The sequence below is a fragment of the Rubritalea profundi genome (genome assembly GCF_002954445.1).
Taxonomy (GTDB): domain Bacteria; phylum Verrucomicrobiota; class Verrucomicrobiia; order Verrucomicrobiales; family Akkermansiaceae; genus Rubritalea; species Rubritalea profundi.
Genome location: NZ_MQWA01000001.1, coordinates 3,042,231 through 3,063,706, shown reverse-complemented (window position 1 = coordinate 3,063,706; position 21,476 = coordinate 3,042,231). Strand labels below are relative to the sequence as shown.

Annotated in this window: 19 protein-coding genes; 12 read left to right on the top strand and 7 right to left on the bottom strand. The window is 48.8% G+C overall.

Annotated elements, in window-relative coordinates; genetic code table 11:
- Window positions 1–51 precede the first annotated feature (51 nt).
- From BSZ32_RS13525 to thiD, 10 genes are all read left to right on the top strand, one after another.
- Entirely contained in the window at window positions 52–369 is a 318-nt protein-coding gene (locus BSZ32_RS13525; protein ID WP_105043904.1) for a 2Fe-2S iron-sulfur cluster-binding protein, read from the top strand.
- A gap of 83 nt (window positions 370–452) precedes the next feature.
- Window positions 453–1,598 carry a cytochrome P450 gene (locus BSZ32_RS13520; protein WP_105043903.1) on the top strand — a complete coding sequence of 382 codons (1,146 nt, stop codon included), beginning with the start codon at window positions 453–455 and terminating at the stop codon, window positions 1,596–1,598.
- A 20-nt stretch (window positions 1,599–1,618) separates the two neighbouring features.
- Window positions 1,619–2,728: a Zn-dependent alcohol dehydrogenase gene (locus BSZ32_RS13515; RefSeq protein WP_105043902.1), complete on the top strand. Its 1,110-nt coding sequence runs from the start codon at window positions 1,619–1,621 to the stop codon at window positions 2,726–2,728.
- Complete coding sequence (locus BSZ32_RS13510; protein ID WP_105043901.1) at window positions 2,728–3,603, top strand: alpha/beta hydrolase; 876 nt, start codon at window positions 2,728–2,730, stop codon at window positions 3,601–3,603. Before BSZ32_RS13515 ends, BSZ32_RS13510 begins: the two co-directional genes overlap by 1 nt.
- A 434-nt stretch (window positions 3,604–4,037) precedes the next feature.
- The gene (locus BSZ32_RS13505) at window positions 4,038–4,709 is read left to right on the top strand and encodes a sulfatase/phosphatase domain-containing protein (protein ID WP_165788849.1); all 672 of its coding nucleotides are present in this window, start codon (window positions 4,038–4,040) and stop codon (window positions 4,707–4,709) included.
- A gap of 233 nt (window positions 4,710–4,942) precedes the next feature.
- Window positions 4,943–5,521, top strand: a complete 579-nt coding sequence (locus BSZ32_RS13500; RefSeq protein ID WP_484592879.1) for a DUF2238 domain-containing protein — start codon at window positions 4,943–4,945, stop codon at window positions 5,519–5,521.
- 52 nt (window positions 5,522–5,573) lie between these two features.
- Window positions 5,574–5,909, top strand: a complete 336-nt coding sequence (locus tag BSZ32_RS13495) for a helix-turn-helix domain-containing protein (RefSeq protein ID WP_105043899.1) — start codon at window positions 5,574–5,576, stop codon at window positions 5,907–5,909.
- Window positions 5,910–6,027: 118 nt separating this feature from the next.
- A complete protein-coding gene (locus tag BSZ32_RS13490) occupies window positions 6,028–7,011 on the top strand; it encodes an ABC transporter ATP-binding protein (RefSeq protein ID WP_105043898.1) in 984 nt (327 codons plus the stop codon).
- Window positions 7,012–7,115: 104 nt separating this feature from the next.
- Window positions 7,116–7,820: an alpha/beta fold hydrolase gene (locus BSZ32_RS13485; protein ID WP_105043897.1), complete on the top strand. Its 705-nt coding sequence runs from the start codon at window positions 7,116–7,118 to the stop codon at window positions 7,818–7,820.
- Window positions 7,813–8,634, top strand: a complete 822-nt coding sequence (thiD, locus tag BSZ32_RS13480) for a bifunctional hydroxymethylpyrimidine kinase/phosphomethylpyrimidine kinase (protein ID WP_105043896.1) — start codon at window positions 7,813–7,815, stop codon at window positions 8,632–8,634. Before BSZ32_RS13485 ends, thiD begins: the two co-directional genes overlap by 8 nt.
- A 188-nt stretch (window positions 8,635–8,822) precedes the next feature.
- Here the strand turns inward: thiD and BSZ32_RS13475 are convergent, their stop codons facing one another.
- Genes BSZ32_RS13475 through BSZ32_RS13450 form a run of 6 tightly spaced genes read right to left on the bottom strand, consistent with a single transcriptional unit; the run spans window position 8,823 to window position 18,121 of the window.
- Window positions 8,823–12,146, bottom strand: coding sequence for an ArnT family glycosyltransferase (locus BSZ32_RS13475; protein WP_165788848.1), 3,324 nt, complete (start codon window positions 12,144–12,146; stop codon window positions 8,823–8,825).
- Between the two features lie 7 nt (window positions 12,147–12,153).
- Window positions 12,154–13,524: a hypothetical protein gene (locus tag BSZ32_RS13470; RefSeq protein ID WP_129589759.1), complete on the bottom strand. Its 1,371-nt coding sequence runs from the start codon at window positions 13,522–13,524 to the stop codon at window positions 12,154–12,156.
- Complete coding sequence (locus tag BSZ32_RS13465) at window positions 13,496–14,890, bottom strand: efflux RND transporter periplasmic adaptor subunit (protein ID WP_105043893.1); 1,395 nt, start codon at window positions 14,888–14,890, stop codon at window positions 13,496–13,498. The genes BSZ32_RS13470 and BSZ32_RS13465 overlap by 29 nt, the downstream gene beginning before the upstream one ends.
- Window positions 14,865–15,818, bottom strand: coding sequence for a lysylphosphatidylglycerol synthase domain-containing protein (locus tag BSZ32_RS13460; protein WP_105043892.1), 954 nt, complete (start codon window positions 15,816–15,818; stop codon window positions 14,865–14,867). The genes BSZ32_RS13465 and BSZ32_RS13460 overlap by 26 nt, the downstream gene beginning before the upstream one ends.
- Window positions 15,819–15,821: 3 nt before the next feature.
- The gene (locus tag BSZ32_RS13455; protein WP_105043891.1) at window positions 15,822–17,057 is read right to left on the bottom strand and encodes a glycosyltransferase family 4 protein; all 1,236 of its coding nucleotides are present in this window, start codon (window positions 17,055–17,057) and stop codon (window positions 15,822–15,824) included.
- A gap of 38 nt (window positions 17,058–17,095) precedes the next feature.
- Entirely contained in the window at window positions 17,096–18,121 is a 1,026-nt protein-coding gene (locus BSZ32_RS13450; RefSeq protein ID WP_105043890.1) for a glycosyltransferase family 2 protein, read from the bottom strand.
- Window positions 18,122–18,303: 182 nt separating this feature from the next.
- Here BSZ32_RS13450 and BSZ32_RS13445 point away from each other — a divergent pair, with 182 nt between their 5' ends.
- On the top strand, window positions 18,304–19,740 hold the full coding sequence (locus tag BSZ32_RS13445) for an efflux transporter outer membrane subunit (RefSeq protein WP_129589758.1): 1,437 nt from the start codon (window positions 18,304–18,306) through the stop codon (window positions 19,738–19,740).
- On the opposite strand, the gene BSZ32_RS13440 is transcribed toward BSZ32_RS13445, so the two are convergent.
- Window positions 19,710–20,042 carry an Hpt domain-containing protein gene (locus BSZ32_RS13440; RefSeq protein ID WP_105043888.1) on the bottom strand — a complete coding sequence of 111 codons (333 nt, stop codon included), beginning with the start codon at window positions 20,040–20,042 and terminating at the stop codon, window positions 19,710–19,712. The genes BSZ32_RS13445 and BSZ32_RS13440 overlap by 31 nt on opposite strands.
- 43 nt (window positions 20,043–20,085) lie before the next feature.
- On the opposite strand from BSZ32_RS13440, the gene BSZ32_RS13435 reads away from it, so the two are divergent.
- Window positions 20,086–21,462, top strand: a complete 1,377-nt coding sequence (locus BSZ32_RS13435; RefSeq protein ID WP_105043887.1) for a sigma-54-dependent transcriptional regulator — start codon at window positions 20,086–20,088, stop codon at window positions 21,460–21,462.
- Window positions 21,463–21,476 lie beyond the last annotated feature (14 nt).

Here is a 21,476-nt window from a genome sequence, read left to right as displayed (position 1 = left end):
GTGAATTGGGTGGCAGAACTAGATCGAATCCCCTGCTAAAGTTCTGCTTATATGCCTACTAAAATTACCTTTATCACGCAGGACGGCTCAAAGGTCGTTGTCGAAGATGCCATTGGCACACTGATGGAAGTGGCCACCGAACACGATGTGGAGGGCATCGACGGTGACTGCGGTGGTGTTTGTTCGTGCTCGACTTGCCACGTCAAAGTAAAGCGCGAGTGGCTGGATAAAGTCGGCGTGGCCGATGAGATTGAGCAAGACATGCTAGATCTAGAAGACGAAACCGACGAACGCAGTCGCCTCTGTTGCCAGATCGAAGTAGTCGAAGAGTTCGACGGTCTTATCGTCGAAGTCGCTCCCCTCTCGTAGCGCGACTGTCCCGGTCGCAATACGAGTTACCAGTTTCCTTTTTCCTTTTTCCTTTTTCCTTTTTCCTTTTTGCCAAGACCACCATGTCCAACTGTCCCTACCACGATCCGTTTAAATCTGCCCGCGAGCAGAAACCTGTTTTAGCAACTGAGTTCGACGGCGACCCCGTCGCGATGATTCTTGGCTTTAAGGAAGTGCGCAAAGCGGCGCGCGACTACACGACCTTTAGCTCCGACGCTCCATTCCGGGTGCCGATTCCGCGCGAAGAAGATGTGCGCAGCATGCGTCAATACCCGATCGAAGTGGACCCGCCAGCACACACGGAGTACCGGAAAATTGTAGAACCGTTCTTCCGTCAGCCGACTCAGCCTGAATACATCGAACGCATGGAGAATTTATTGGAGGAACTCATCCTCGATGCTCTTGAGCGTGATTCGATCGAGATCGTGCGGGAGTTTGCCATCCCTCTGCAATCGCGTGCTCTGACGTATCTGCTCAACGTGCCGGAGTCGGAAGCTGATTTATGGACCACTTGGGGAACCCATGTTTTCCGCGATGAAAGTGGCAAGTCAAAAGGAGCTGAGATGGAGACCTATACCAACTCATTATTCGACCGCGCCGAGGCCAATCCTGGCGACGACTTTTTCTCTGCTCTAGTGCAGGCACGCTATCAAGGCCGGCCACTGACCCGCGAGGAGATGCAGGGCTGTGCCAACCTCGCCTTCGCTGGCGGACGCGACACTATAATCAATACTGTATCGACCGTCATGGCATACATTGCAGAACATCCCGAAGCGCTTGATGCGCTGAGAGAAAACCCGAAGCTGGTGATGACCGCGACAGAAGAGCTGATTCGCTACACATCGCCGGTGACCCACCTTGGGCGTATGTGTCCAATGGATACAGACGTGCACGGTGTGAAAGTCGATGCCGGCAAGCTGATCTCGCTCAACTGGGCGTCGGCCAACTTTGATCCGACTATGTTCGAGGAACCAGAAACCGTGCGCCTCGACCGCAAACCTAATCCACATATAGCATTCGGCAACGGCGCACACAACTGCCTTGGCGCACCTCATGCGCGATTGATCGTGCGCACCCTCTTGAAAAAGCTCTGCCAGCACACCAACGGGATGACGCTACTTTCCGCGCAAAGGAAGGTGGAGAAAGAGGCCGACTATGAACGTGCCAATGCCTATCACGAACTCAAGGTCCAGTTGATCTCAAAGTAACCAAAAAAAATTTAAGCGTAATGTCAATTCAAGCGAAAGCCGCAGTGGCGGATGGTAAGGGCGGGTTCACCGTCGAAACAATCGAAGTCAATCCACCCGCACGCGATGAAGTGCTGGTTGCCATCAAGGCATCTGGCCTCTGCCACACAGATTGGGATTCACTCAACTGGGGTGGAAATTTTGTGCTCGGCCATGAGGGCGCGGGCATTGTCGAAGCCGTGGGTGAGGGCGTGACGCATGTGGCGGTCGGCGATCGCGTCATTTTGAATTGGGCGATCCCCTGCAAATGCTGCTATCAATGCCAGAACGGCCATCAAAATATCTGTGAAAAATATTCACCGGTCACTGGTAAAGTGCCGACCGATGGGATGGCGCATGCCGATGCCACGCGTTGGCAAGGTGCCCCGTTAGGGCGTTCATTCAATATCGGCACGCTGAGCAGCCACACCGTGGTGCGCAAAGAGGCGGTCGTGCCGATCACCGTGGAGATTCCCTTTACCTCGGCCTGCATTATTGGCTGCGGTGTGATGACCGGTTACGGCTCTGTGGTAAATGCTGCGCAACTCAGCCCTGGTAGCAGTGCTGTGGTCCTCGGCACTGGCGGGGTTGGGCTCAACGTGATCCAAGGCGCACGCATTTCCGGCGCTTCCAAAATTATTGCGGTGGATGTGAACCAACAACGACTCGACATGGCGGTGCAGTTTGGTGCGACCCATACCGTGCTCGCTGATCGCAACGATACCGGACTGCTGCAAGCCGCGGAAAAAGTCAAAGCCCTCTGCGGTGGACGCGGGGCTGATTATTCATTTGAGTGCACTGGAATCCCCGCGCTGGGTGCCGCGCCGCTGGCGATGATTCGCAATGCTGGTATGGCGGTGCAGGTTTCTGGGATCGAGGAAACCATTGAGATCGATATGAACCTGTTTGAGTGGGATAAGATTTATCTCAATCCGCTGTATGGCAAGGCGAAGCCCGAGTTCGATTTCCCCAAACTGATGGAGCTCTACGCGCAGGGGCAACTCAAGCTCGATGAATTGATCACACGCACCTATGCCGTCGAGGATTTACAACAAGCCATTGATGACATGCTGGCTGGTCGTAACGCCAAGGGGGTGATCGTCTTTGATTAATGAGCGCGCAAACTTCTCATTTCCGGACGACCGAAGTCGGAGACCTGCCATGCCAGAGCGGCAAGCTGCAATTCGTCACGGTCAAGAGCCCCGCGCTGCAACAACGGGCAGACGTCACGCTCTATGTGCCGGAGCAAGCGATTGGCCGCAGCGATGTGCCGGTGGTTCTGCTGTTACACGGCGTCTATGGTAGCCATTGGGCGTGGGCTCTTTCTGGCAATGCCCATCTGACGCTTCAAGCGATGATTGATGCGGGCGATGTGCCGCCGATGATTCTAGCAATGCCTTCGGATGGCCTGTGGGGCGATGGCAGTGGCTACGTGCCCCACCCTGCTCAGGACTTTGAAAAATGGATCGTCGAGGATGTGCCCCATCTGGTCTCTGAAGTGACCGGCAACGTACGCACTGCGCCGCATTTCATCGGTGGTTTGTCGATGGGCGGTTTTGGAGCACTGCGCTTGGGAGCCAAGTATCCAGAGCGCTTCGCCGGCTTTGCTGGGCATTCATCGATCACCCAGCTAGAGCAGATGGCGCTTTTTGTAGAAACCCCTTTGCCGAGCTACCGAGGGGAATCCAAGCAGCCCGAGGGCGTCCTTGAAACCATCCTGCAAAATCGAGAAAGCCTAAAGCCGTTTCGCTTCGATTGCGGGTCAGACGATCTGTTGATTGAGCAGAACAGAGAGCTCGCACGGGCACTCGAAGACGCGGGTATCGATTTCACCTTTGAAGAATATCCCGGAGTCCATGACTGGAGCTATTGGCAAGAACACGTGTCCAAGACCTTTGCTTTGGGGCGGCTTGAAGCGCGCGGTGGCAGGACCACCCGGAATATAATACCATTTGAACAGTCAGATTGCCTTGATGACGTCGAATGATTGGATTGTAGCAAGGCGTAAGGAAGGGCCATAGCGGGCTATCTGACCGACGCGCAACGCCGCTAGAATCTAATCATTCGGCGCCCCTTCCATCTCGGCTCCGCTGACTATTTCACCCAACCTTAAAAACCTATCATTATGGTAAGATGACTGTTCAATTGGTATAACCACCCCCCTAGCTGTCAGACCACACAATCAGCAACAGGCTTCATCCTATCGGTCTGAAAACTGAAAACTGCACACTTGAAACTCCCGCCCCCATGTGTCAAGCCACAGCCTCACCAGAGCTGCGTCAAGCCTCAGCACTCCGAGGTTTTGTCACACTGAGCGATCACATTAATTGTAGAATCCAGTGCTTAAATTTTTGTCGTGAAATTGTGAATGTTGAATGATCAACCTCGGCCCCTTGGAAATTGAATATTCCTTGTTGGCTGTTGGATATTCCTCTTTTCCCACCCAGCGCATCCCACCTGTCCGCCGTAGTCTCAACGAAGGAGGATGATCAGATCGGACGTGTACTTGAGGCGCTTAAGAAAACGGGGAGAGCTGACAACACCATCGTTGTATTTTGCTCTGACTACGGATTGGCCATTGGTAGCCACGGCTTGATGGGTAAACAAAATGTCTACGAGCATTCCGTTAGGGTTCCGATGGTGATCATGGGCCTTGGCATCCCCAAGGGCGAGATCCGTGAACAGCTCTACTACATGTACGATGTCTATCCAACATTATGTGATCGCGCGGGATTAAAGACGCCAGAGGCGGTTCAGTATCGAAGCCTCGATAAAGCGATTGGTGACTCAAAATCCAAGCACCGAGACCACCTCTATTTTGCCTTCATGTCCTGGCAACGGTCTGTGCGTGATCAGCAATACAAGTTGATCGAATACTGCGTCGGTGATGAGCGTCATACCCAGTTGTTCGATTTGGTAGAGGATCCACAAGAAACCAAAAATCTTGCGGATCACAAAGCGCATCAGGCAACGGTTTCTCGTTTGAGGACCTTACTGAAGCAGGAGCGAGTCCGTCTCAATGATGGCAATGTTCCTTATGCGTTGACCAATAAGCAAGGTGCCGATTTCTGGACTGCGTTTGAGAGGAACTAACATGCTTGTCCTCCCCACATCCTGAGTCTTGGGTTGCTCTGAGCCCTGACATTGTAGCATTGCTGATGCCGCGCCTTTATTTTCGGTGCGTTGACTTTTGGCCTCGTGCTGATCACATTGTTTTACGCTTAGGCGAACCTATGAAAACCCATCCTAATTTTTTCCTACTGGCAGCGATGCTCCCTGTTCTGGTCTGGTCCGGGATCCATCCCTTCGACTGAACGACTTGGTGGCTGGAGGTGGCTCCCGTTTTCATCGGCTTTATCGGCATCTTCATCGCCCAAGCCAAGGGCTGGAGATTTTCGAATTTAGCACTCGTCCTGATCGGCCTGCACATGGTTGTCCTCATAGTCGGCGGCCGCTACACCCACGCGCTGGTTCCCGTCGGCGACTGGGTGAAAGACGCCTTTGACCTCTCTCGCAACCATTACGACCGCCTTGGTCATCTCATGCAGGGCCTCGTCCCCGCAATCATTTGCCGAGAAATCTTCATTCGTAACAAAGTGATCGAAAAACGTGGCTGGATGGCCTTCTGCGTCATTTCTGTCTGCATGGCCGTCAGCGCCGTGTATGAACTCATTGAATGGGCAGCGGCCCTCGTTTCCGCAGAGGCATCGGAGGCGTTCCTCGGCACCCAGAGCGACGGCTGGGACACCCAGAGCGACATGTTCTGCGCTCTCATCGGCGCATGTATAGCCTTCATTTCCCTCCAAATCCCCCACAACAAGTCGATGAAGAATTTGGAGGGGTCGCCCCAGAAAAAGCTCGGGCAATTTAAGTCCCAGCCGAAGTATACTAAGCGCGATCATTAATCGTGAAAAAGGCTTGAAGCTTTTTTCTACGGTCTGACGCTAGAGGCATCAGATGATTACCCTAGAGTTTTCCGAGCAAGATCTAGCTGATATTGAAGAGGCGTGCGATGCCCCAACTCTTCCTGAAAAGCTCACGCGTAAGCTAATGTGCCTGAGAATGCATAAGCAAAAAGTCAGGGACCGAGTCATTGCATCGGTCATGAATATTTCACCCTACACCGTAACAATCTATCTCAAGGAATTTGACAACCTCGGCATAAGCGGCACTCTCGAAGACAGAGCCTACATTCAATCTCTGAAAGGAACCATTATAGCAGCTCCTCACAGCAGCCAAAAACCTCCTCAAAGCATCCAACCCCGAAGCCTTTTTCTATTGGCTTTAAAATAGTCGAAGCTCAAGAACTTTAAGGAAAGTGACCCTTTGTGAGATTTAAAATCTCACGCAACTCACTCCATATTCTAATTTTCGACTTGCTACCTGCCACTTGCTACACGCTACTACTCCCATGCTCAAAGTCTCCAATCTCACCACTCGCTTTCACACCCGCAACGGCATCGTGTGTGCAGTCGAAGACGTTTCCTTCTCTGTCGACCGCGGGGAGACCCTAGGCATTGTCGGTGAGTCTGGATCAGGCAAATCCGTTTCCTGCTATTCCCTGCTAGGTCTCATCCCCATGCCTCCGGGGAAAATCCATTCGGGCACCGCCATTTTCGACGGCGACATCGACCTGCTCAAAGCCTCCGAAAAGATACTCCGCAAAATTCGAGGCAAGAGAATCTCGATGATTTTCCAAGACCCAATGACCTCACTCAATCCCTTTTTAAAAATCTCCACACAGCTCACCGAACCTCTTGAAATCCATGAAGGAGTCAAAGGGAAAGTGGCTCTCAACCGCGCCATTGAGGCACTGGCCGAAGTCGGAATCCCCGAACCAGAAAAGCGCATCCACTCCTACCCACACGAATTTTCAGGCGGCATGCGCCAACGCGTCATGATAGCCATGGCTCTGATCACTCGTCCTGAGCTTCTCATCTGTGACGAGCCCACTACAGCCCTCGATGTTACAGTCCAGAAGCAAGTGCTCGACCTCATCAAGGAACGACAGGAAAAACTCGGCACAGCAGTGATCATGGTCACCCATGACTTAGGAGTCGTCTCCCAAGTCTGTGACAACGTCAACGTCATGTATTCTGGCCGGATTGTTGAAAGCGCTAGCGCAGACGACTTATTCCGAAATCCAATGCACGCCTACACCCGCGCCTTGTTGAAATCGATTCCTGCCACCCACGCCAAAGGCGAAAGGCTCTACACGATCCCGGGTCTCCCGCCCTCACTCACTAACCCGCCAGAAGGCTGCAGCTTCCATCAGCGCAACACTCTTGGAAAACCTGAGCTCTGCACCAGTGATCATTCTCCAGAGCTTACCGAAAAGTCCCCAAATCATTGGGTACAAGATTGCCCTGGCTGCCTAGCCCGATCAGCGAGTTGATTCTTCGCTATCGCTCGGATTTCGTGAAAAGATTGTCACCAATCTAAGATTTCTCTGATAGAGTGTGAGATCTATCATTTGACTCACGTACTAAACTCTAGCTTATGCCAGTTACATACACTCTTCTACCCGGCCTTCACGGCGACACCACACTCTTCCCGCCCTTGGTAGAGGATCTCGGTGATGTTCTGACCGAATGTGTCGAGTACCCCACAACTATATCCCAGTCCTATGATTCGTTAGAAAAATGGCTGAGTGAGCAACTCGATTGGCAAATTCCACGCGTTATTATTGCTGAAAGTTTCTCCGGCCCACTCGCCCTTCGACTAGCGAAGCGCTTCCCACACTCCGTTCAATCTTTAGTTCTCGCTGCGAGCTTTTGTGCCTCGCCTAAAAACCCGAACTTAGCCATCTTGCCACTTCGGCCCTTACTCATGCTGAGCCCGCCAAAACGCACCCTAAGGCACTTCCTTATCGGCGATGAGGCATCTGAGCAACAGGTCACAGAACTTAAAAAGATTGTTTCTAGAATTCCATCGAAAGTCCTAAGCCAAAGAATCCGCGCCATTCTCGGTCTTCAATCCTCTGATAGCCCTTGTCTCAAAAAACTCCCGATGCTCATCCTGCAAGCCTCGGATGACAACATGGTTCCCTGGGAGACACAAAATCAATTGTGTATGCACTATGACCATGCCACTACTCATTGGTTAGATGGCCCGCACCTCATCTTGCAATCTGCAAGCGCGGAATGCGCATCGATAATCAAGGACTTCGCCGAACAATCTACCCCACAAGTTAGCTATGTATAAACCACAAGTTGTCCTCTCAATCGCAGGCTCTGATTGCTCATCTGGAGCTGGTATCCAGGCTGACCTCAAAGCCTTTTCCTACTATGGTACACATGGTCTTACCGCCATCACTTGTGTCGTGGCCGAAACACCAAACCAAGTCGTTTCCATCCACCCGATCCCCCCCGCGATCCTGCAAGACCAAATACGTATCCTTCTAGAAACCTACCAGATCAAAGCGATCAAGACTGGCATGCTCTATTCCAAGCTTCACATCGTCGCCATCACCGAGCTACTTCAACAACAACCCATACCCATCATCGTAGACCCAGTCATGGTTGCCTCATCTGGCGCACACTTGCTCAAAGATGATGCCGTAGAGGCCTACATCAGCCGCCTGCTGCCCATCGCTCAACTTGTCACACCCAATCTCGCGGAAGCTTCAGTCATACTCAATCAAGAAATCACCCAAGTCGACCAACTCGAAGCCGCAGCACAAGAGATTAGCTCGATTTACAATATTTCTTGCCTCGTCAAAGGTGGCCACCTCCCAGCAGAAAATAACAGAGTCGACGTACTTTGGCATGAAGGAAAAGCCTACCGCTACAGCGCTCCAACCGTCGATATTGAAAGCACCCACGGTACAGGCTGCACACTTTCAGCCGCCATCACCGCAAATATCGCCAGAGGCCTTTCCATCCCCGATGCCGTTCAGGTAGCAAAAGACTGGGTTCACTCAGCAATCTCTCAATCCTTTTCATTCAAGTCTGCCGACGATGTGCCTGTACAAGCGCTCAACCAATTGCGCCCAGGCGCTCTGAAGCTCGACCTCTAAAAAACAAAGCCCGCATCGCTGGTAAACAATGCGGGTTTTGAGTCAAAATTGCCATTTAGCCGGTAATAGCGTAAGTTTAGTTTAATACCATTTGAATAGTTAGAGTGGATCAATAGCGAAACAAGATGGTGAGAGTAGCACTTCGTGAGGAAGTGGGTACTGGGCGCTATTCAAACTTATGAACGTTATTACTCGATCCAGCTACCAGGTTCTTTGCGGAAGGTCTCGAATTTCCCAAGCGATTGATCCCAGAGGTACACCGACCAAAGGTAGGACCGGTATTTGAGCTCGCAGTTCTGACGGATAAATAACTCCTCACGAGCGCCTGGATATTCCCAGCGAATATTCTTTTTACGCGAGCGAAATTTCTCACGGTTGATGATGATCCACACCCTATTGTCCTCTACAAAAATCCTCTGTAAGTCAGCTAAACGGTTGACCACCCTTGCATCACCATTCCGATCATGGAGCACTCCATCTTTACGGTACGTGTAATCAAATAGAATAGGCACAACGAGATCGTAGTCGACTTTACCTAACTCAATCTTTGCGGCATGTGGGTGTGGCTCTGTGATCATTATCTTGTCAGACTTTCTCATTTCTCCCCTGACGTAGGCTAACGAAGAAATCGGGTCACCAAGGATTTTTTCCCGGTAAGAACCTGCGATTCTCCATGGAGACATGGAGGCAATGACCACCCCTATCACAATCCATCTCATCGTCATAGCTACTCGCCTGTTAGTTTGAGATGCTAGAAGTCTGCTGAAAACACTCACGCCATGGACCCCGAGGAGAATCCACAAGGGTATGATCGAATACATATAGCGGAAGCTCACTGAGGTGATTAGAAAGTTGAACGTGCAAATAGAAACCAAGAGGAACACATGCAGCGTGATCACAATCTTCGAGCCTCGACGGATCGAATAGACAAAGCTGAAAAAGTAAAAAAGAGCCAGCACCACGTGCAAGCGTGAGTAACCAATAAACATCGACAGAATATTACCCAATTCCCAAAAGGTCGGAGCCACTGTGGCCTCTATATTGGGAGACACCCCCACTGATTCCGTGATACATTTCACCTTAAACAAGAGCACATCTGCAACGATCAGCACTCCAGCAATGGCCATATAGATCACGGCTTTTATATCCCATTTCAACGCAACCCCACGGCCAAACAAAAGATAAGTAATGAGGAAGACTGGTACAAAAATGACACTAATTTCCTGACTCAACACAGCAAAAGAAAACAGCAGAATGGCACCAACACGGTACCATATGCCTCGCCTCACAATAAATCCTTCAATAAATAGATAGACCATCAACAGCACCATTAGTTGTTGTTGCTGGTAGAAGCGTGCAATGTGACCGCTGAAGATGAGGAATGGATGAACGGCAAAAACTAACAGGCTAGCACTCGCCACCCAGCGGTCTTTAAAGAAGCGCATAGCTAACAGCCAGACAACCCATCCTGTGACCACACTCAAAACTACCGAATAAAGCCTCAGTGACCAGATATTTGGTCCAAACACCTTCACTACCCCAGCTGCGACATAATGGTAAAGTGGGCTACGACTGTACCATATATCTCCAGCTAGACTTGGCGTACCAGTCTCCGCTATCGCCAGCACTGCTTGAATTGACGCATATTCATCATCATCAATCGGCTGGTAGTGCACCATCCAAGCCCGTAGCATAAATACCAATACCAACAGAAGAACCATAATGGTGGTAGAACTCCGTCGCCCCCGTCCTGATACCTGCCATTTCTTTCCAACGTAAAAAACTCCGAAGCTCACAACTCCCGCCAGCCCTACAAAAAGTGGTCCTCTGCTCTCTGCTAGAAACCACACGTACTCACTACGCTCGGCAAAACTGAAGACCAGCAAAGCAATCAAGCCTAGTATACAGGTATACACCAGGCACCAATGAGTAAGCGCTCTGTTGCTTCGTCCGATGATAACTAGTAAAGCTAGAGCTCCAATAGCGAGAGCGATCTCCCACCATTTATTGGCAGATGGCTGGTTCGTGGCATAGAAGTCCAGAACTGATAGATCACTAGGTTTCACCCTGTAAGCCGTCATAGGACTCGCCGCCCCAGTGGCCATCCAAGTCAATTCTCCCAAGCTGAAATCAACGGTATTGCTCTGCCTAACTATGCCATCGAGTGCGAAGTTGAGTGGCTGGCTACCGTCATAGCCAAAGTCTTCTCTATCGACTAACTTGATTCGTATCGAGTTCTGGCCATCCCGCAAGTACGCGCCAATATCATAGCCATGGTATTGGACGCTAGCACTCGGCCTAGCTAACGACTGAGGCAATGAGGCGTCAGTTTCCTCATAAAACCCATAGGGATCTTGTAGACGCCCACGTTCCTCTTCACTTCTATCATCATCTAAGTTGCCGCCACTTTGATTTGGTCTATCACGGGTTCTATTATGAGTATTTTCGTAGCTCTTAAAGTCATTGATAGTCGGGTCGCCATGTCGAGGGTTCTCGAATCGCTTTCCGACAAAGAAGCTTTCTGCTTCATCTGGATCTAGCATGACAAAAGGCATAGCCAGTGGCCTTCTTCCAGTCCACTTCACCCCCCACTCTCCCCCGTTGTAGAGACCTTTGGAGCTGCCACTCACTTCCACACGCACATCATTTACCCATAGCCAGAAATCTCCATGGCTTGCCAATCTTAAATATGCTCTCTCAGGATGCTGCAGGGAGAACTGCGCCTCTACCTCACCTGGGAAACGCCCTGCAGCATCCCGCACTGGTTGTATCCAATGACTTGAAAACGGTTTCTCGTATGTCCCCTCAGGTACGGCACTCAAAAATGACCTCTGCTTGCCCGCAACAACTTGAGCAGCACTCCAATGACTCACGGAATAGAGTGGTTTGGCCCAACTATTTCTGCCAAGACCTCTAGGTACTGGTTCGGCTACCCAGTTTTTGTTAGTTACCAATTCTACTAATGTACCGTCCTTTGTAGTCACCTCACCGAATGCCAGCACCGTGGGCTGCGTGGTTCGTCCCTCAGCCTCGAGACAAATGCTATTTTTTCCTTTATGTAGGTAGGGTGTTAAATCAAAAAATGTGACCAGCTTGGTATTGTCATGTCCGCTCCATTGGTACTCACGTGGGAAATTATACGCCACGATCGGTTCACTCCGCACCACCCGCTGACCTGACTCAGTTAGGCCATTTTGAAAAATTCGAGTTGGCCTCCAGTATCCTTGGGCCCCAATCGGGTTCCCGTTACAAAGTAACTCATAGCCTCCCTCGCTGACGACTGCTAACCAAGCATGACGTGCCTCCGCCTCTAGGTCTAAATCATAGCGGAAGCAGCCAGTGTATTGATCTACATCACTGCAGCTAATCCAGTGGGCGCTATCTGGTGCCCGATAGCTATAGAGGTTCCCCTCCGGCCCATATTCTCCAGCCAGAAATAACCAACTTAGCACCACAGCTAACACCGCCCATAAGGAACTCTTCGATGCCTTGATTTTCTTTAGAGTCACCATCAGCATACTATTTCCCCATCGAGCGTTTCCTCGCCTCCCAAGCCTCATTGACATTGCCCATCCTCAATTCACCCTGTGCAAGCATCCAGTTAGAAGAGGCTATCACACCCTTTTTGTTTTTACTGCGCAAGCCTCGATAAAGCTCAATCAGTTCAGAATGAGACGCTTTATTAGACCTCAAGTCACTCGTTTGTAAGGCCACTAACTGACGGTGAAAACACGCTTGAATACTGTTATTTTCACGTGCAAGAACTGAGTCCAAATACTGAATAGCGCTACTATAGCGACCTGAATTTATGTTATTGATTGCCACGCGTAGTTGCTGCCGGCTGAGTTCACGTGCTAAATTGCGCGACACATCCGTATCGCTTAGAACCATCTGATCTAGCTGAGCACGAGCACGAGCGTAATGGCCGTGACGCTCCAGCCAATCAACCCGGTAGAATTGGGCTTCCGCTGAAAATCTATTCTCAAGTTTGACATCACAATATCCCAGTTGCCGTATAACTCCACTATCACATTCCAAGCTAGGCAACCAGCCAATGGCATTTTCTATTTGCTGCTTAGCCCCAGCATAATCTCCCTGAGCTGTCGCCAATTTTGCCGACTTTAGAGAGTGATGCGCCATGTAGACATTACCAGCAGTTAGAGCGATCACACAGGCTGAGGCTTTGATGAAAAAAAGGATGCTTTGCTTGTAAAGCTTTCGGGCCACCGTGACTGAGCGTCTCCAATACAATCCACACACACACAATCCAGCTAACAGATAACCGATCACAGCATAGAACCAAGCACTCGCAACAAACTGTGTGAAGCTAGGCCCGTAACCATACCACCACAGCCAATCATTAATTTGAGTCACACCAATCGAGCCACTCGGTGGTCGGTAAACAGCCAATCTATCGGGAGGATCTTGGGCGTTGACCCCAGTTCCAAGCTCCACACTGCGCTCCGAATGAGAGCGGTAGACATCACCACCTAACCAAGTCAATGTGTCATGTTGTTGCTGAACCCAGGCCGCATCACCTATGAGGTTTGAGTCTCGCTGGGTCAACCAAGCTGGAAACCAGACAACCATAACAAAGCTCATGATCACTCCTTTTATGAGTATTCCTCCACGTTGACTTCGCTTGTTCCAAAAGAGAGTGACAGCTGCCACGCTGGCAATAAAAATCAGTATCAAGACTAACTTAAAGTAGAATGCCAATACTGAATCCGAATAACTCAGCTCACCACCGGAAACTTCGTAGTGAGGCACCGCAAACCACGGCTTAATCAATGATACAACAATAAGTAAAAAGGCAACCACAGCCAATGCTAGATTGAAAAGCTTTGGCAGCCAATCTGGGTCATTCTTGATCGACTGCAATCTTATCATTCACTTTCAAATTAATGTGTCCGTCTATTAGTACCTTCTCGTTTTGGATTAGTCCATCTAGGATTTCAACTTGCTCACCTCCCGCATAGCCTATGGAGACCTCCCTGATGGACCAATCATCACCATTAACCACGTAGACAACAGCAGAGCCAGCGGAGAGCGAGAGCACCGCAGACCTGGGTACTGCCAGCGCCTCACGCTGTAACTTCAGCCTAGTGAATCCAGTCATTCCTGTGATCACTTGGTCTTGGGTATTCTCCTCATCAAACACGATACTCACCTTGAATGTTGCGGCCCACTCTGGTGAGCCAGATCCACGGGGTCGCAATGGACGAGAAATTTCTGGCCCACCACTATTGAAACTCACAATCGGCTTCACCATCTCAATGTGAGAATCCCATTTACGCCCCGGATAGGATTCTAGAGTGATTGACGACTTGAGTCCCTTTTGGATAAAGCCGTAATCTGATTGGTCAAAGTAGGCATCAAACCAGAGACCACTGGAGATAAGAAACCCAGGTTTACCACTATCTTGGTTGTACTCACCAGAATGTATCAATACCCGGTCTACTATTCCAGCGGTTGATGCATACACCTTATAACTCTTGAGTTCTTCGACTCGATGAGCCAAAGCCTGTTGGGCATCCCCCAATGCATTTGCAGCTATTTTTAGACTCTGTTCCACACCTTGCTCGGCCATCCGCATAGATAGCTGAGCTTGGAAAAAACTCTCTGAGGCATCACTATGCTCCTTTAGAGATTCGAGTAAGCTAATCCGAGAGATAACTCCCTTCTCGAAGGCACTCTCGTAGCGCTCGAGCTTTTCGGTTGAGAACTCCAGCTGATTCTCCAACGCTGATAAACTGATTTTTTCGACTTCTGGCCTTTCCTGAGCCAGCACATAAGCGGAACCTAAGCGTACCCGTTCTAGCTCGGCTGCCGCTGTTGATACTGCTAGCTTTGCCGATTCATATTTTATCTTTGCCTTCAGTGAGTCCAAAGTAGCTAAAAGCTGACCGGCCTTCACCCGCTCCCCTTCTCTTACATAGACGTTTTCTACGACAGACATGGGTATGATCGGCACCAAGATTGGCTTACTGGTGCAGACGCCTTCTCCCATAATGTGGTAGTCTATCACCTGCCGCGTTACTGCCACACTTGTCACGGGAATCGACTTGCCAGATTTTCGTAGCATTTCGGTATAGGACAGCTTTGAAGATGCCATTCCATTGCCTTTTGATTTGTAGGCTGGATAAATCACCAACAAGCTCAGCACTGCAAACCCTATTGTCACTGCTACCAAGATAAGTAAACTTGCAGCGTTGTCTTTAACTCCCTCTTTAATTGTGAAAACTATTTTCTTCATAACAAGTTTCAGTTTTTATATTCTGTCTTTGATTCCCCCATTTAAATAAGCCAGCCCCCGCGACCAAGGAGATCGATGACACCTCAGCAACCATCTGACAAACTCGCCAAAGTGCCGCCACTAGTATCGCGTTCTCTAAATTGGTAAACTGGCACAACAAACTCACTATAACAGCTTCGCGCACTCCAATTCCACCAGGAATTCCTATTGCCCAAAACCCACAGAGCCAAGCAGCAGCGGTGATCCCGATAACTATGGTATAAGGGACTTCTACCCCGGGAACTGCTTGTATGAAAACCCACAAGAGTGAAGCATTCAAGACGCACAGACAAAGGTAATGGAACAAGGTGCGCACACATTTTGACATAGCGATAGGACCAATATTTAAAAATTCTTTAATCTTCTCATACTTCCATTTCAATACCCCGACGCCAACGACTGCTAGAGCTGAGAGAACGCATAAATAGAGAATCCAATTGTGCGAACCTAACATCCCACTCCCCCATTCAATAATGGGGAAGCTTAGAAAGAGTGATAGAGCCAACAGCCCCCACGCTATGTTGGTTATGATTAACTCTAACACCATGCTAGAGCCAGCTTTCTTCTTATCCACCCCGATTTCACTCGAAAGAAAAACCCTTGATCCATAGCTCCATACTGCCCCGGGTAACCACTTGAGAGACTCCGATTCTAACCAGATACGGGTACAGGCCCAACGGTTCCTAGGTAAGCCAATACAAGCTAACACATCTGCCCACACACCCGCATTAAAGATTTGATAGATCACAAGCCCCACTACAACATAAGCTACTATCATGAAATCTACCTCTCCTATAAGTTTCGGTAGAGCACTAAATTGCTCAGAAAGTGCTATTGAGGCACATCCCATTGCCAATAAAATCACACCATACTTAATCCAAGTTTTCATATTCTAAGCTTTCTCGTAAGTATTAATTTTCAGCTCTACCGTGGAAGTGAGTGAAGCGTAGACTTCATAAGTTTCTTTGGCTATTCGCTCCCAGTCAAAAAATCTAGTAACGTGTAAGTATCCAGCTTCACCGAGCTCAGAACAGAGAGTTTTGTTGTTAAGTAGCTTAAGGATAGCATCGGTTAAGGCCTGCTCGTTCTTTTCTTCTACGAGCAAGCCTGTTTCACCATTATGAATGACATCTGGAATGCCACCGACATTAGAGGCAATCACAGGTTTCTTATTTGACAGTGCTTCTATCAAGACGACGCCCAACCCTTCAGTGTCCCCATTGTCATCATAGATGGCGGGGTGCACATAGATAGAGCAGCTTGCATACAAGCGACTGAGTTCCTCGTCACTCACAAATCCAGGAAACTTGACAACCTCACTTAAGCCGAGTTCATCAGAGAGTTTTTCCCACTCGAGCTTACGATCACCTTCACCAGTGATCACGACATCAACATCAATGGATTCTAAAACCTTAGGTAACGCATTAAGCAGGACATCTATTCCCTTTCGTTGAACTAAACGGCCACAGAACAGAAGTAACGGCTTTTTTAGAGGCTCCAATGTACCACTTTTGCAGCGAACTGTAGCACCGTAAGGTAGAATGACTGAGTCTTTACAACCACTTACCCTTGCAACCTCGCTGGCTGTGTGTGAGCTATTTGTACAACGGACATCAGCTGAGCCTAGTAACCAAGATAAAACTTTGTGAACGGGCCGACTCCTACGAGCAATGGCGAGCTCCGCACCGTGACTCATTGCTACTATTTTCACTCCTAGAAGGTACTTAGGTAGTATCGCGTACAATCCATGAGGGAAAGGCCAGTGCACATGTAGAACCTGAATCTTGAACTTTACACACCACCATAAAACGGACAGAGCGCCCATCAAAATATAAGGTATCGCTAATAGTTGAAAGAATAATGAGCGAACCTTATTTGGAGCCCCCTCATCATGGGTTAGAGTTTCGATCGATTTGGGAGCATATCGGAATCTATGTACTGGAACTCCATCAATACTATGACTCTTCAATCCTTTAAATGCAGGAGCTAACACCCGAATATTGCAAGGGTAGTTCTTCATTTGAACAATCAGTTCACGCATCCAGGGTACTTGGCAGTCATCCTCACTACGGGCGTAGGTGGAAGTCACCACACCCACATTGATTTCATTTTCATTTTCATTTTTCATACAAATAGCAAGTTTAAGGTTATTTCATTCGTTATCGTTTAGCTAGCTATTAGCATATCTCGAGTGGATACCTCACACTGAGCTATACGCATAGAAGGGTGAGCCTCATCGCTGTTGATTGCTTCGGACACCATCAAGTCACGACCTTTTTCCATCGCGCGGTAGACTCGGTGCTCAGACATAAGTCCCTGCATACACACTAAGATAGCTGTTACCGTACTTATGGAACCTAGAATGACAAGTATCCCAGCTGCACCACCTGTGAGAGCTACTCCAATAGCAGAGACGAATAGACTTAGGGCAAACATGACCAACACTGCAGATACTTTGCCAGCAAAGTGCATTGGGCAATTCCTGAAGCGCTGCAAGAAACCAACAGTTGTTGTATCGATTGCACCAATGATAAGACGACTCCAGCCATATTTACTAACTCCATGCTCTCTAGCGTGATGTTCTACTTCTATTTCAGAGGTTTTGAAACCTTTGAAAGATGCAAGTGAAGGAACCATTCTGTGCATATCTCCATACATTGGTAGAGATTTAACAACCTCCTTTTTATAGGCCTTAAAACCACAATTGTGGTCGTGAAGGTTCACTCCTGTGACATTACTAAGCACTGCGTTGAACACTCGACTTGGCAAAACTTTGTGCCATGGGTCATGGCGCTTACGCTTCCATCCAGTGATAATATCACTACCGGCTTCAATTGCATCTATGAAACGAGGTATCTCCCTAGGATCATCCTGTAAGTCGGCATCCATCGTGAAGACAATGTCACCTTTCGCGACCTGGTAACCGAGGGCCAGCGCATCAGCTTTTCCTCTGTTGTTCGAAAACTTGTATGCTTTTACGTGTAAACTGCTGCGCATAGCCAAGGACTGCATGACCTTCCAGGTGTTATCAGTTGATCCATCGTCAATGAAGATCACCTCCCAGCTGCATTCAATATCGCGTAAATTCTTTTTTATGCCTTGGTAGAGCGTTTCGATAGTTTTTTCTTCGTTCATCGCTGGAATGATGAAGCTGATACATTTGAGTGATTGTTTGGTAGTGATTGTGTTCATTTTGATTTTTAGAGTTATTCTCCATTACTTATGCGTGTCGCATGCCAACCATCGAAAAAATCACACTAAACAATGTAGATAAATAGGTTACACTAAACATAAGGCGACGTCCCTCAGCTGAAATATAAAAAAACCTAAAATTTTTACAGCCATTGGAATATGGATACTGTAATAAATACAGCGTGAAATATTTAGGTCTAGTACCATTGGTTTGCTGCACCATTCTTCTGCCCAGTTGTATGAAGGTTGGTCCCGACTACACCCCTCCCGAAGTCCAGCTACCCGACGCTTGGACTGAGTCTATTGATTCTGATAATAAATCGTCATTCACTGGCTCTCAACGTTGGTGGAAAAAATATAATGACCCCACTCTCGATACGCTAATCAAAATATCCAGAGACGCCAACCCTAATATACGTATTGCCCGAGCTCGCATTTCGGAATCTTGGCACCAGCGATCCGTGCTCGCTGCCGCTTGGTACCCACATGCTGAATTTACTGCCCGCGATGAACATGGACTAGGCTCTTTCGACTCATCTGGCGTAAAGTGGGACTACGATTCCTCACACAACCAACTAGCCAGCCTCGATGTCGGATGGGAGATTGATCTCTTCGGCCGCGTTGCTAGGAGAGTCGAATCCGCTACCGCTGAATACGAAGCAAAAATTGAAGGCTACCGTGACGCCCTAGTGTTCATCAACAGTGAAGTCGCCCTCCACTACATAGCCTACCGCACACTCGAAAAAAGAATCGCCGTAGCTGAGGAGGCCACTCAGAATTACACTGAAATTAAGCGCATGATCGATACTCGCTTCGATGATGGACTAGCAACCAAGCTAGAAAAATACGAGTCTAACGCCGATCTACTTGCCAGCAAAGCTGAAATACCTAAACTAGAACAAGAGAAAAAAGTCATCAGCAACCGGCTCTCTGCCTTACTCGCTATGCGGCCATCTGAAATGCCTAATCTACTCTCCTCAACATCCAGAATCCCCAGACCACCCCGTACCATTGATGCGGGTTTCCCTGCTGAAATTCTACGATCGCGTCCTGATGTGCGCAGAGCCGAACGAAAAGTCGCTGCCCAATCAGCCCGCATTGGAGTTGCCACTGCCAACTTCTATCCACAACTTTCACTCTCAGGAGCAATCAGTTACGAATACTTCAGACAAGGAATCAATGTGGAGACTCTTACTCGAACCCTTGGCCTTGGTCCCTCGCTCAAATGGAGAATCTTTAATGCTTGTGCCGACCGAAACCGAGTCCGCGAACAAGAGTCCAAACTCAACCAGGCTATCACACTTTACGAAGGCACAGTCATCAATGCCGTCACTCAAGTAGAAAATAGCATGACCCGACTACAGTTCTCAAAAAAGCGTCACCAACTCCTTGAAAAAGCCACAGAGGAATACTCCGGAGCCGCCGAACTCATGAACGACGCCTACCAAACTGGACAAGTCGACCTCAGACGCCTTCTCAATGCTCAACAAGATTACATCAGAACTAAAGATGAAAGTATTGCGACCCTTGGCAGAAATGCCGCACATTCCGTTCGATTATTCAAAGCCCTTGGAGGGGGAGAACTTCCTCAACCCAAAACCAAGTCAGTAACTAATTGATGAGATTTCATGAAAACTCTGCGCAACTCTGCCTCCTTTCCCTCAGTGACATCCACTAATTTAGTACTTTCTAATTGCTCACAAACAACATGCAGAGTCAGCATCCCGAACATCCCCCCAGCTCCCTTAAGTTGGTGTGTCACCGCTCTAAACTCTTCGGTATCCCCCTGAGATCTTGCAGCCGCCATCAGATCAACCAACGCTAGCCCGCTCTCACCAAACTCCTCAAGTACCACCCCCACAGCCTCAGCATCATCTCCGACTAATGTCAGTAAATGAAATTTATCGATTTCAACATTCATTCTATTAGCCTAACATCATATAAATCTCATACAATTCAAACCCATGCCAAATTCTCCGTATAACTTGATCATTGCTGACGATGACAGCACGATAAGAAACCTGCTCAGCATCAAGGCTACTCAACATGGATTTCGTCCAGCAACAGTTTCTAACGGGCAAGAAGTGCTAGAGATGATGAAAGATCATGTTGATGTCGTCTTGCTTGACCTACATATGCCTAAAATGGACGGTTTCCATTGCCTCCAGGAATTATCAAAGTCGCACCCACTAGTACCTATTATCATCCTCAGTGGTGAAAACGACGCCAGCTCCGCAATGAAGGCCGTCAAGCTCGGCGCACATGACTACATCACCAAACCTTTTGACCTAAACCTCCTCTTCACCACGCTGCGAAATGCTAAAAAATACAGCCATATCCAGCGCGAAAACCAATCGCTCAAAGACTCCATAAGTCCTGCAGCAACCTCAACAGATGTCATCGCCTACTCAGCGCCGATGAAGAAATTAATGGCCAATGCAAAAAAGGTCGCGCACCTTGATTCCTCAATCTTACTCACTGGTGAGAGCGGCACAGGCAAGGGCGTACTCGCCCGCTACATGCACGCCCAGAGTGATCGTGCTGACAAACCATTCATCACTGTCAGTTGCCCAGCGCTCCCCCGTGAACTGTTAGAAAGCGAACTCTTCGGCCATGAAAAAGGAGCGTTCACAGGCGCACTAAAGAGACGTGTAGGCAAGATTGAAGCAGCCAAAGGCGGCACCCTTTTCTTGGATGAGATTGGAGATCTCCCCATCGATCTACAACCAAAACTCCTCAATGTACTTCAGGATAAAGAATTCCAGCGGATTGGTGGTGAACAGACTCTCCCCTGTGACGTTCGTATCATCACAGCTACCAATATTGATTTTAAAGAGAAGATTAAAAATAAAGAATTTAGAGAAGATCTGTACTACCGTATCAGTGTCATCCCACTCGAACTCCCCGCTCTCAGAACTCGGCCGGAAGAGATAATCCCACTTTCTGAGCACTTCTTGAAACGAATTACTCTTCAACGAGGAAGCCCTAGCATAGTCATCAGCAAGAGTGCCACGAAGAAGCTATTACAATACGATTGGCCGGGCAACGTTCGTCAGTTAGAAAATCTCATCGAGAGAGCATCCGCCTTTTGCGAGGATAATCAAATAGATGCAGACGACCTCGTGGGCAACATCGACTCACCATCTAACTCAGACACCACTACGAACTCCTTGGCGGGCAAAACCCTTGCTGAAATTGAAAAAATAGCAATCGGCCAAACTCTCGATCTTTGTAATGGAAATAAAGCTGAATCAGCCCGTACTCTCGGCATCAGCGAAAAATCAATTTATAATAAAATGAACCGCCTCAACCTCACGCCGACGACTAAAACACAACTCTAACAACCCAACAAAAA

Bases quoted from the DNA above. Each gene is read 5' to 3' on its own strand.
- BSZ32_RS13525 (WP_105043904.1), top strand. From the start codon at position 52: ATGCCTACTAAAATTACCTTTATCACGCAGGACGGCTCAAAGGTCGTT.
- BSZ32_RS13520 (WP_105043903.1), top strand. From the start codon at position 453: ATGTCCAACTGTCCCTACCACGATCCGTTTAAATCTGCCCGCGAGCAG.
- BSZ32_RS13515 (WP_105043902.1), top strand. From the start codon at position 1,619: ATGTCAATTCAAGCGAAAGCCGCAGTGGCGGATGGTAAGGGCGGGTTC.
- BSZ32_RS13510 (WP_105043901.1), top strand. From the start codon at position 2,728: ATGAGCGCGCAAACTTCTCATTTCCGGACGACCGAAGTCGGAGACCTG.
- BSZ32_RS13495 (WP_105043899.1), top strand. From the start codon at position 5,574: ATGATTACCCTAGAGTTTTCCGAGCAAGATCTAGCTGATATTGAAGAG.
- BSZ32_RS13490 (WP_105043898.1), top strand. From the start codon at position 6,028: ATGCTCAAAGTCTCCAATCTCACCACTCGCTTTCACACCCGCAACGGC.
- BSZ32_RS13485 (WP_105043897.1), top strand. From the start codon at position 7,116: ATGCCAGTTACATACACTCTTCTACCCGGCCTTCACGGCGACACCACA.
- thiD (WP_105043896.1), top strand. From the start codon at position 7,813: ATGTATAAACCACAAGTTGTCCTCTCAATCGCAGGCTCTGATTGCTCA.
- BSZ32_RS13475 (WP_165788848.1), bottom strand. From the start codon at position 12,146: ATGGTGACTCTAAAGAAAATCAAGGCATCGAAGAGTTCCTTATGGGCG.
- BSZ32_RS13470 (WP_129589759.1), bottom strand. From the start codon at position 13,524: ATGATAAGATTGCAGTCGATCAAGAATGACCCAGATTGGCTGCCAAAG.
- BSZ32_RS13465 (WP_105043893.1), bottom strand. From the start codon at position 14,890: ATGAAGAAAATAGTTTTCACAATTAAAGAGGGAGTTAAAGACAACGCT.
- BSZ32_RS13460 (WP_105043892.1), bottom strand. From the start codon at position 15,818: ATGAAAACTTGGATTAAGTATGGTGTGATTTTATTGGCAATGGGATGT.
- BSZ32_RS13455 (WP_105043891.1), bottom strand. From the start codon at position 17,057: ATGAAAAATGAAAATGAAAATGAAATCAATGTGGGTGTGGTGACTTCC.
- BSZ32_RS13450 (WP_105043890.1), bottom strand. From the start codon at position 18,121: ATGAACACAATCACTACCAAACAATCACTCAAATGTATCAGCTTCATC.
- BSZ32_RS13440 (WP_105043888.1), bottom strand. From the start codon at position 20,042: ATGAATGTTGAAATCGATAAATTTCATTTACTGACATTAGTCGGAGAT.
- BSZ32_RS13435 (WP_105043887.1), top strand. From the start codon at position 20,086: ATGCCAAATTCTCCGTATAACTTGATCATTGCTGACGATGACAGCACG.